The sequence below is a fragment of the Rhodovarius sp. genome, from assembly GCF_040399605.1.
Lineage (GTDB): Bacteria > Pseudomonadota > Alphaproteobacteria > Acetobacterales > Acetobacteraceae > Rhodovarius > Rhodovarius crocodyli_A.
The window spans coordinates 1-10486 of sequence record NZ_JBBARU010000097.1 but is presented as its reverse complement, the minus strand read 5'-3'; the positions used below and the strand labels follow the sequence as shown (position 1 = coordinate 10486).

At 67.1% G+C, this 10486-nt stretch carries 7 protein-coding genes; 5 read left to right on the top strand and 2 right to left on the bottom strand.

Features of this window, described 5'->3' with window-relative positions; genetic code table 11:
• Nucleotides 1–26: 26 nt before the first annotated feature.
• The gene (locus tag ABWP84_RS16780; RefSeq protein WP_353213177.1) at nt 27–692 is read right to left on the bottom strand and encodes an integrin alpha; all 666 of its coding nucleotides are present in this window, start codon (nt 690–692) and stop codon (nt 27–29) included.
• A gap of 204 nt (nt 693–896) precedes the next feature.
• The gene (locus ABWP84_RS16775; protein ID WP_353213176.1) at nt 897–1541 is read right to left on the bottom strand and encodes a YjbF family lipoprotein; all 645 of its coding nucleotides are present in this window, start codon (nt 1539–1541) and stop codon (nt 897–899) included.
• An 80-nt stretch (nt 1542–1621) separates the two neighbouring features.
• Here ABWP84_RS16775 and addB point away from each other — a divergent pair, with 80 nt between their 5' ends.
• From addB to ABWP84_RS16750, 5 genes are all read left to right on the top strand, one after another.
• On the top strand, nt 1622–4594 hold the full coding sequence (gene addB, locus ABWP84_RS16770) for a double-strand break repair protein AddB (RefSeq protein ID WP_353213175.1): 2973 nt from the start codon (nt 1622–1624) through the stop codon (nt 4592–4594).
• Nucleotides 4591–8046: a double-strand break repair helicase AddA gene (addA, locus tag ABWP84_RS16765; protein WP_353213174.1), complete on the top strand. Its 3456-nt coding sequence runs from the start codon at nt 4591–4593 to the stop codon at nt 8044–8046. The genes addB and addA overlap by 4 nt, the downstream gene beginning before the upstream one ends.
• 53 nt (nt 8047–8099) lie before the next feature.
• The gene (gene trxA / locus ABWP84_RS16760) at nt 8100–8432 is read left to right on the top strand and encodes a thioredoxin TrxA (RefSeq protein ID WP_353213173.1); all 333 of its coding nucleotides are present in this window, start codon (nt 8100–8102) and stop codon (nt 8430–8432) included.
• Nucleotides 8433–8688: 256 nt separating this feature from the next.
• Nucleotides 8689–10107: a M20 family metallopeptidase gene (locus ABWP84_RS16755; protein ID WP_353213172.1), complete on the top strand. Its 1419-nt coding sequence runs from the start codon at nt 8689–8691 to the stop codon at nt 10105–10107.
• A 72-nt stretch (nt 10108–10179) separates the two neighbouring features.
• Nucleotides 10180–10452 (top strand): hypothetical protein, encoded by a 273-nt coding sequence (locus ABWP84_RS16750; protein ID WP_353213171.1) that lies wholly within the window; start codon nt 10180–10182, stop codon nt 10450–10452.
• Nucleotides 10453–10486 lie beyond the last annotated feature (34 nt).

Sequence of the window (10486 nt, the reverse complement as noted above, 5' to 3'; positions counted from 1 at the left end):
CCGATCAAGGCGTTGCGCCATGTCCGCTAAACTTGGTGAATAATCCGGGCTAGGTCGATGGAGGAGGCAAAGCCGCTGGGCTTGCCGAAGACCACATAGCCGGTGCCAGCTTTATTATTGGCTGCAGTGTTAGGGGCGCCGATGATAAGGTCGGCGAAGCCATCGCCATTCACATCACCGGCCGAGGCCACGGAATAGCCACTCCGGTCTCTTCCCGCCGAGCCATTGATCCGAAAGCCCGTGCTGCCATCGAGGTTGGCGAGGTTGATGGTGGGGGCAAATTGGCTGGACTTGCCGAAGACCACATAACTGGCGCTAGGATTCCCATTGGGGTTAGGCGCGCCGATGATGAGGTCAGCGAAGCCATCGCCATTCACATCGCCCGCTGAAGCCACGGAATAGCCGATGTTGTTACCGTTCTGACCGCCAGCCAGCTTAAAGCCGGTGGTGCCATCCAAGGTGCCGAGACCAATAGAGCCAGCATAGGCGCCGGGCTGGCCGAAGACCACATAAGCGGCGCCAGCGTTGCCAGCACCTGTGGCGCCGACAATGACGTCTGCGTAGCCGTCGCCATTCACATCGCCAGCCGAGGCCACGGAAACACCGGCAAAATTGTAGCCCTGCTCGCCATCAAGCCGGAAGCCGTTGGTGCCGTTGAGGCTCGAGAGGTTGATGGAGGATGTGAATGACAAGGCAAAATCCTCAGCCAGCCAGAACGTGGTGCGAATGCTGATATTTACTCGACCAGCGATGCACGATTGGCTAAATTTTGCGGGGTTGGCTAGGTTCAGGCGACAAAAATCTTCTTAACAATTTAAATCATATTTTTTGATTTCGACCACTGAAAATATACTTGGTCAGATATTTCCAAAAGCCGCCAAAATCCCACCAGCCTCTCAGGGCGGCGCTTCCCCCGGCCTGGCCTGGCCCGCATGCTCAATCTGAATCTGCGCTATCCCGGGGCCGATCCATTGCTCGCTGGCAGCGATGGCCGTGCTCTCGCGCTCCATCCAGAAGCGGTTCTGGATGGTGCCCACCTGCGCGGAACGGCAGGTTTCGGTGATCGTCACCACATCATCATCTGCGGCCTCGGCCACCAGCCGGCAATTCAGCGCCACGCCAAAGCGCATACCCTCAGGGGTGCGCTGGCTCTCCATCAGATCGACCATGCGCCGGGAATCGGCCGAGCGAGTGAGCAGCGCCGCGGGCTCGCCCAGTGGGTCCGGCCCATCGAAGCGGGTGGCGGCCAGTTGCATGGCCAACCCCGCGGTGGCCACAACCCGCACCCCATCGGTGGCGATGACAACGCCACCGCGGGTCCGCCACATCCGCCGCTCGCCCTGCTGGTCGATCAGCCGGGCAATGGCGCTCACGCTGCCCTGGGTGATGTGCAGGCTGGGGCCATCGGCGCCGTCCTCATCCTCGCCGGCGGTGTCCAGGCCGCTGCCCATGAAGAACCGCAGCGGATTGCCCAAGCCCATCATCGAATCGCTGCCGCAACCGGCCAGCAACAACAGCCCGACAAGAACAATCCATGGCATGCAAATAAATTGGCAGTAATTATCTTGGAATGCAATATGCCCTCCCCCCATCCCCCGCGCGCTGGGCTATGAAGGCAGCAATGCGAATCCACGGCATTCCCCCCGGTATCCCTTTCCTGCCCGCGCTCGCCGCCGGGCTGCGCGGCCGCCTGGCCGCGCCGGAGGAACTGGCCCGCGCCCTTATCCTGCTGCCCACGCGGCGCAGTGCCAGGGCATTGCGCGCCGAATTCCTGCCGGCGGGCGAGGGCGCGGTGCTGCTGCCGCGCATGCGCGCCCTGGCCGGGCTTTCCACCGAGGATGCCGATGAGCTGAGCCTGCCCGCCTTGCTCGCGCTGCCCCCCGCCGTGGCGCCGCTGCGCCGCCAGGGCGTGCTGACCAGCCTGGTGCTGCGCCTGCCCAATCGCGGCGGTGGCCCGCGCACCCCCGAACAGGCCTGGGGGCTGGCGGCCGAACTCGCCGCGCTGCTGGACGAGATCGCCCTCGAAGAGCCCAATATGGCGCTGCTGCGCCGCCCGGCGGAATTGGCCGAAGCCTGGCTCGCCCGGCTCGAAGCCCTGGTCGAGGGCGAATTGGCGCAGCATTGGCAAATCACCACCATCTTCCTCCGCGCCGTGGTGCGGGAATGGCAGGGCTGGCTCGATGAGCAGCAATTGCTCGATGTCGGCACCGCCCGCGTTCTGGCCCTGGCCACCCAGGCCGAGGCCTGGGAAGCTGCGCCGCCAGCCGGGCTGGTGGTGGCGGCCGGCATTGGCATGGGCGGCACCATCCCCGCCGCCGCCGCGCTTTTGCGCGTGGTGGCGGGCGTTCTGCCGCGAGGTTTTGTCGTGCTGCATGATGAGGACCCGGCCACCGCCGATTTGCCGGAAGATGCGCTGAATGAGGCGCCCACCCATCCCTTTTATGGCCAGCGCGCCCTGCTGCGGCTGATGGGCGCGCCGCCCGGTGGCTTTTCTGCCTGGGCCGAGCCTGTGCCCGCCCCGCCGCGCGCCGGGCTGCTCGGCCAGGCGCTGCGCCCTGCCGCCACCCTGCCCGCCTGGCAATCCCGCCGCCCCGATGCCTGGGCGGCGGCACTCGCAGGGCTGCAAACCCAGGCCGCGCCGGATGCCGAGACCGAGGCCCGCGCCATCGCCCTGCTGCTGCGCCAGGCGCTGGAGAATGAGGGCAGCGCCGCCCTGGTCACGCCTGACCGTGACCTCGCCCGCCGCACCGCCGCCGCCCTGGCGCGGCATGGCATCGAGGCCGAGGACAGTGCGGGGCAGGATCTGGCGCAGTCGCAATCCGGCGGCTTCCTGCGGCTGATCACCCGCATGGTGGCCGAGGAATTCGCCCCGGTGGCCACCCTGGCCGTGCTCAAGCACCCGCTTTGCGCCGGCGGCTGGGCGCGCAGCCGCTGGCTGGAAGCGGTGCGCCGGCTGGATCTGGGCCTGCGCGGGCCACGCCCCGGCCCCGGCCTGGCCGGGCTGCGGGCGGGGCTGAAGGATAGTGCCGGCCTGGCGCTGCTCGATGCCTTGGCAACCGCCTTGGGCCCGCTGCAGGCCATTCCCGGCAGCCCCGCCCTGTCGCCGGCCGGCGATATGCTGGAAGCCCTGCTCGAAGCCGGCGAGGCCCTGGCCGCCACCGACACCATGCCCGGCGGCCTCGCCCTTTATGCCGGCGAGGAGGGCGAGGCGCTGGCCAATCATCTCGCCGATATGGAGGCCGGTTTTGCCGCCCTGCCGCCCATCGCGCCCCGCGCCTTCCCCGCGCTGTTTGAGCAGGCGCTGGCCCAGGGCGTGGCGCGCCGGCCGCGCAGCCATTCCGCCCATCCCCGCGTGGCCATTCTGGGCCTGCTGGAGGCGCGGCTGCTGCATTTCGATCTGGTGGTGCTGGGCGGGTTGGATGAATCCATCTGGCCGCTCGCCACCGATTCCGGGCCCTGGATGGGCCGGCCTATGCGGGCGCGCTTTGGCCTGCCGCAGCCTGAATTGCGCATAGGCCGTGTGGCAGCGGATTTTCTGCTGGTGGCCTGCGCCGCCCGCATGGCCGTGCTGTCGCGCGCCAGCCGGCGCGGCGGTGCACCCACCGTACCGGCACGCTGGCTCACCCGGCTTTCCACCTTCCTGCGCGGCCAGAGCAATGCGGCCCACCCGAATGGGCTGACTTTGCCGGAAACCCTGGCCGTGGCCTGGGCGATGGAACTCGACCAGCCCGACGCCCCGCCCCCCCCTGCCCAGCGCCCAAGCCCCAACCCGCCCGCCGCGGTCCGGCCGAAGATGATCTCGGTCTCCGATGTCGCGCTGCTGCTGGCCGACCCTTACGCCTTCTACGCCAGACGCATCCTGCGCCTGAAGCCGCTGGACCCGCTGGAGGCCGAGATCGGCGCCCGTGAATATGGCGATGTGGTGCATGCGGCGATGAAGCGCTTCGTCGATGCCCTCCCGCCCAGGCCCCTCCTGCCCGAGGCGGCGCAGGCGCTGTGGCAGGAGGCCAGCGGGGCCGCGCTGGCCGAGCCGCTGCTGCGTGAGGCGCTGCGCGCCTTTTGGGAGCCGCGCCTCGCCCGCATCGGCACATTCGTGATCGAGACCGAGGCGAATTTGCGCGCCGCCCAGCCCGTCATCCACAGCCATAACGAGGTGACGGCCAATCTTCGCCTCTCCGGCGTCACCCTGCATGCGCGGGCCGACAGGGTGGATGTGCTGGCCGATGGCACGCTGCGCATCCTGGATTACAAAACCGGCACCACGCCCTCGGTCAAGCAGGTGGATGCCGGCACCGCGCCGCAATTGGCGCTGGAGGCCTTGCTGGCCATGCGGGGCGGCTTCGACAAGGCCAATGGCCGGGTGAGCGAGTTGGCCTATTGGAAACTCTCCGGCGGCGTGCCGCCTGGCGAGGTGGTGCCGCTCAAGGCGGTGGACCAATTGGTGGAGCAGGCTGAGGAGGGCTTTGACCGGCTGGCAAAAACCTTCCTGCTCGGCCCCCGGCCATTCACCGCCCGGCCCGACCCTGCCCGGGTGGCGCGCGGCCAGGATTACGATCACCTCGCCCGAAGGGCGGAATGGGAGGATGAGGCGTGAACGACACATCCCCCGCCGCCCGGGCCGAGGCTGACCAGAGCCGGGCCTCCAACCCCCTCGCCTCCGCCTGGGTCTCGGCCTCGGCCGGTTCGGGCAAGACCAAGCTGCTGACTGACCGGGTGCTGCGGCTGCTGCTCGCCGGCACCAGGCCCAACCGTATTCTCTGCCTCACCTTCACCAAGGCGGCGGCGGCGGAGATGGCCCTGCGCCTGAACCACGCCCTGGGCGATTGGGCGGTGCTGGATGATGCCGGGCTGGAGCGGGCGCTGCGCCGGCTGCTGGGCCGCGGCCCTGCCCCGGCCGAATCCCGTGCCGCCCGCACCCTCTTCGCCGAGGTGCTGGAACTGCCCGGCGGCATGCGCATTTCCACCATCCATGCCTTTTGCCAGGTGCTGCTGCGGGCCTTCCCGCTGGAGGCTGAGTTGCCGGCGCAATTTGCCGTGCTGGAGGAGCGCGACGCCACCGCCCGGCTGGCCGAGGCGCGTGAGACGGTGCTGGCGCGCGCCGCCGGTGCTGCGCCGCTGCGGGCGCTGGCCGGGCTGATCTCTGCCGAGGGTTTTGCCGGGTTGAGCCAGGCCATGGCCCGCGAGGCCAGTATGCTGGGTCAGGCACTGGATGGACGGAGCATCGACACCATCACCGTGGCACTGCGGCGGGTCCTCGGCGGAGGCGGTGATGTCGAAGCCTTGATCGCCCGGCACTGCGAGCATGCGCCCGATGATGAGCTGGCCCGCGCTGCGGCCGCACTCGTCGGCAGCGGCACCGCCAGTGATCAGGAGCGCGGCCGACAGATGCGGCAATGGCTGGCATGCAAGCCCAGCCAGCGCGCGGCAAATTTCGAGGCCTGGACACGGATCTTCCTTGTGCAGGACAGGGCAAAGGTCAAGGATGACAAGAACCTCGCCACCAAGGGCGGGCTTGGCCAGAATCAGGGCTGGGTGCTGCCGATCATGCGCGCTGAAGGGGCGCGGCTGTTTGAGGTGTGGGGGCGGATCGTTGTGGAATCCATGGTCAGCGCCACCCGCGCCCTGCTGGAACTCGCCGAGCCGGTGCTCAATGCCTATGCCCAGTCCAAGGCGCTGGCCGGGCAACTTGATTTCGACGATCTGATCACCGCCACCGAAACCCTGCTGCGTGACCCCGGCAGCGCCTGGGTGCTGTTCAAGCTGGATAGCGGGCTGGACCATGTGCTGCTCGATGAGGCGCAGGACAGCAATGCCAGCCAATGGGGCATCGTCCGCGCACTCACCTCGGATTTCTTCGCCGGTGAGAGCACGCGTGAGGCCAGCCGCAGCATTTTTGCCGTGGGCGATGTGAAGCAGTCGATCTACGCCTTCCAGGGCGCCGATCCGGTGGGCTTCGGCCAGGGGCGCGAGCATTTCGGCCAGGCGGTGCGCGCCGCCGAAGGGCGGTTTGAGGATGTGGCGCTGGAGGTCTCCTTCCGCTCCACGCCGCCGGTCCTTGCCCTGGTCGATGCCGTCTTTGATGGTGCGGCGGGTGAGGGTGTGGTGTCGCCGGGGGGGCGGTTGACCCATATCCCGCATCGCCAAGGCGCGGCCGGCATGGTCGAGCTTTGGCCGCTGCAACTTGCGGCGCCGAAGGGGGAGCCGCCGCGCTGGGAGGTGGCGGAGGAGGATAGCGGCAGCGGCGGCAACGCCCAGGCCCGCCTCGCCCGTGCCCTGGCGCTGCGCATCCGCCACATGCTGGCGCACGAGACCCTGCCGGCCCGTATGGATGGCCCTGACCAGACAGAGGGGCGGCGCGTGCGGCCGGAGGATATTCTGATCCTCGTCCGCCGCCGCAATGCGCTGACGCGGTTGATCATCCGCGAATTGAAACAGGCGGATGTGCCGGTGGGTGGGCTGGATCGCATTGCGCTGACCGCGCAGATCGGCGTGCAGGATGTGCTGGCGCTGCTGGATGTGCTGCTGCTGCCGCAGGATGATCTGGCGCTGGCGGCGCTGCTGAAATCGCCGCTGGTTGGGCTCTCGGAGGAGGATGTTTTTGGTTTGGCGCAGCCCCGTGAGGCCAGCCTGCACGCAGCCCTGATGGCCCATCGCGGCGGTGAGGGCAGCTTGGCCGCGGCGGCGGATTGGCTGGCCGGCTGGGCCGGGCGGGCCGATCAAGGCACGCCACATATGCTGCTGGCGCAGTTGCTTGGCGCTGATGGCGCACGGCGCAAATTATTGGCACGGCTCGGCCCTGATGCCGCCGACGGGCTGGATGAATTGCTCAACGCCGCCCTCACCTTTGAGGCGCGGCACCCGCCCAGCCTGCAGGGGTTTTTGCACTGGCTGCGCGCCGGCGGTGCCGAGGTGAAGCGCGATGCCGAATCCTCGGCTGGGCTGGTGCGCATCATGACGGTGCATGGCGCCAAGGGGCTGCAGGCGCCCATCATCATCCTGCCCGACACCACCGGGCGCGGCCGCAGCGATACCGGGTTGCAATGGCTGAGCGACGAGGCCGGCCGGCCCCTGCCGCTATGGTCGCCCAGGGCGGAAAACCCCCTCCCTGAGGCAGTGAAGCGGCTGCGCGCTGCCGAGCGCGCCCGGGCACAGCAGGAGGAGAACCGCCTGCTCTACGTGGCCCTGACCCGCGCCGAGGACCGGCTGCTGGTTTGCGGCTGGAGCAGGAATTCGGCGAAACCTGAGGAATGGTACAGCCACATCGCCGCCGGCATGGCCCGGCTGGGTGCGGCGGTAAACCCGTTTGACAGCATGGGGGTGGAGGGTTTCTCCGGCGAGATGCTGACACTGCGCACGGCGCAAGAGGCCCCGCCGCGTGATGAGGCGGCGCGCCGCGCCAGCGGGCGGGAGAGCCTGCCGGCATGGGCGGCCACGCCCGCGCCGATTGAAGCTCTGGCGCGGGCGCGGGCACCTTCCTCGCTGTTGGATGAGGAGACCGGCCCGCCTGCGGCCGCGCCGCATTCGCCCTCTGACCCGCTGGGCCAGCGGTTTCGCCGTGGCCGGTTGATCCATGCCCTGCTGCAATCCCTGCCCAACCTGCCTGGCGCGGCGCGGGCGGCGGCAGCGGCGGGTTTTCTCGCCCGGCCCGGCCATGGGCTGGATGAAGCGGGCCAGCAGGCCATTGCGGCTGAGGTGATGGCGCTGCTTGATGACCCGGATTTCGCCGAGGCCTTTGGCCCCAGCAGCCTGGCCGAGGCGCCGGTGGCGGGGCGGATAGCCGGTCAATTGCTGGTGGGGCAGGTGGACCGGCTTTGTGTCTCTGACACAAGGGTGCTGGTGATCGACTACAAGACCAACCGCCCGCCGCCGGGCGCGGCGGGAGATGTCTCGGCCGGCTATCTGCGGCAGATGGCGGCCTATCGTGCCCTGTTGCGCCTGGCCTTCCCCGGGCGGGTGGTGCAATGCGCGCTGCTCTGGACCTATTCGGCACGGCTGATGCCGCTGGAGGATGCGCTGCTGGATATCCACCAGCCCGCCGCATCTTGACCGCAGGCCTCCGGCACCCGACTTTCCAGGATCGACAGTCAAGGATCCCCCCGATGAGCAAGCTCACCAAAGCCGTGACCGATGACAGCTTCAAGAAGGACGTGCTGGAGGCTGAAGGCCCCGTGCTGGTCGATTTCTGGGCCGAATGGTGCGGCCCCTGCCGCATGGTGGGGCCGATGCTCGACGAGTTGGCCAGCGAATATGCCGGCAAGTTGACCATCGCCAAGGTTGATATCGACGAAAACCCGATGACGCCGAATGAATATGCCGTGCGCGGCATCCCCACCATGATCCTGTTCAAGGATGGCAAGGCGGTGGACACCAAGGTTGGCGCCATGCCCAAGGGGCAGATGAAGAGCTGGATTGCTGGCCAGATCGGCGAGTAAGCCAAGCCATCCCTTGACCCCTGGGCCGGGCTGCTGCAACCATTTGCGCCAATGAGGGGCGAGAACAATCGCCCCCAGAGGCTGCAAGGCTTGCCGGGACAGGCTTGCCTCCCGCCGCGAGGCGGGACATCGAGACGGACGGGATGCGCATGGGGCGTGTCCCGTCAGTGGCATCTTTGGATGGCAGAGGCTGCCGGGCTTGCGTGGGTTGCGGTGAGGCCACACCATCGGCCCACACAAACCCGCGGAGAATCCCATGACCCAGAACACCGACGAGATCTGGCGGCTGGTTGAAGCCAATCAGCAGCCGATGATCGAACTGAGCGACCGTATCTGGGGCATGCCGGAGCTGTGCTATAACGAGCACCGCAGCTGCGCCGAGCATACGGCCGCGCTGCATGAGGCCGGCTTCCGGGTGACCGGAAATGTGGCCGAGATTCCGACCGCGGTGATGGGCGAGGCGGGCGAAGGCGGGCCGATCATTGCCATTCTGGGCGAGTATGACGCGCTGCCGGGGCTGAGCCAGGAGGCCGATGTGGCCGAGCCGCGGCCGCTGCCGGGCGATGGCACCGGGCATGGCTGCGGGCATAATCTGCTGGGCACGGCGGCGATGCTGGCGGCAATTGCGGTGAAGGATTACCTGGCGGCGAATAATCTGCCGGGGCGGGTGCGGTATTATGGCTGCCCGGCCGAAGAGGGCGGCGCGGCCAAGGGTTTTATGGTGCGCGAGGGCGCATTTGACGATGTGGACATTGCCATTTCCTGGCACCCGAGCGCGTTTTCGGGGGTGATGGAGCCGGTTTCGCTGGCCAATACCCGGATTGATTTCACCTTCATTGGGCGGTCTTCGCATGCGGCGGCAGCGCCGCATTTGGGGCGCTCGGCGCTGGATGCGGTGGAGCTGATGAATGTGGGCGTGAACTATATGCGTGAGCACATGCCCTCTGACGCGCGGGTGCATTATGCGTATTTGGATGCCGGCGGGGTGGCGCCGAATGTGGTGCAGGGGCGGGCTGTTGTTCGGTATCTGATCCGCGCGCGGGATGTGCTGGAGCTGAACCGGCTGGTGGCGCGGGTGCGAAAAATTGCCGATGGGGCGGCATTGATGACGGAGACCACGGTTTCGACCCAGGTGATTTCCGCCGTTTCGAACCTGATGGGCAATAAGCCGCTGGAGGCGGCGATGCAGGCGAATTTGGAGCGGCTGGGGCCGCCGCCATTTGATGATGCGGACCGCGAGGTGGCGAAGAAGTTCCAGGCGACGCTGAGCGCGGAGGATATTTCCGCCAGTTGGCGCCGGGCGGGGGTGCCGGAGCGGGATGTGCCGCTGTGCGATGCCGTGATCCCGGTGGATGCCAAGCCGGAGAAGATGATTGGCAGCACGGATGTGGGCGATGTTTCGTGGAAGGTGCCCACGGTGCAGGCGCGGGGGGCGACCTATGCGATTGGGACGCCCGGGCATTCCTGGCAGCTGACGGCGCAGGGAAAGAATGCCGCTTCGCATAAGGGCCTGGTGCATGTGGCCAAGGTGATGGCTGGGACGGCGGTGGATGCGCTGCTGAAGCCGGAGGTGATTGCGGCGGCGAAGGCGGAGCATGCGGCGAAGATGGCGAAGACGCCTTATGTTTGCCCGCTGCCGGAGGGGGCGAAGCCGGCACTGGGGATGAGCCTTTGATAAATTTCTATGCAGTTTCTATAGCTCTTACCCGGGATCGATGCATTCGCGATTAACGCCAAGGGATATTCCTTGAAAATATTTTTCATATATAATGCAGAAAAATATTTTTCAGAGGAGCTTCATATGGTGTTTTCTATTATCCCGATTTTGGCGATTGCAGCGTTGGTTGGCGGAGTTGGAACCCTCGTTTGGTACACGTCATTGCCGAAATCTGAGCGAGAATCGGTCGATCAACGAGCGAATGAAATTGCAATGGACGTGTTTGGCGAAGCCTTAGACCGCCTGACATCTCGCCAAGCAAAAGAGGTTCTCGCTCGAGTCCGACAAGAGCGTTCCGTGTAATGCAAACTAAAAAAACTTGATAAGTGTTTCAGAG

Excerpts from the sequence above, each read along its gene's own strand:
- addB (WP_353213175.1), top strand. The coding sequence starts at position 1,622 with ATGCGAATCCACGGCATTCCCCCCGGTATCCCTTTCCTGCCCGCGCTC.
- trxA (WP_353213173.1), top strand. The coding sequence starts at position 8,100 with ATGAGCAAGCTCACCAAAGCCGTGACCGATGACAGCTTCAAGAAGGAC.
- ABWP84_RS16775 (WP_353213176.1), bottom strand. The coding sequence starts at position 1,541 with ATGCCATGGATTGTTCTTGTCGGGCTGTTGTTGCTGGCCGGTTGCGGC.
- ABWP84_RS16755 (WP_353213172.1), top strand. The coding sequence starts at position 8,689 with ATGACCCAGAACACCGACGAGATCTGGCGGCTGGTTGAAGCCAATCAG.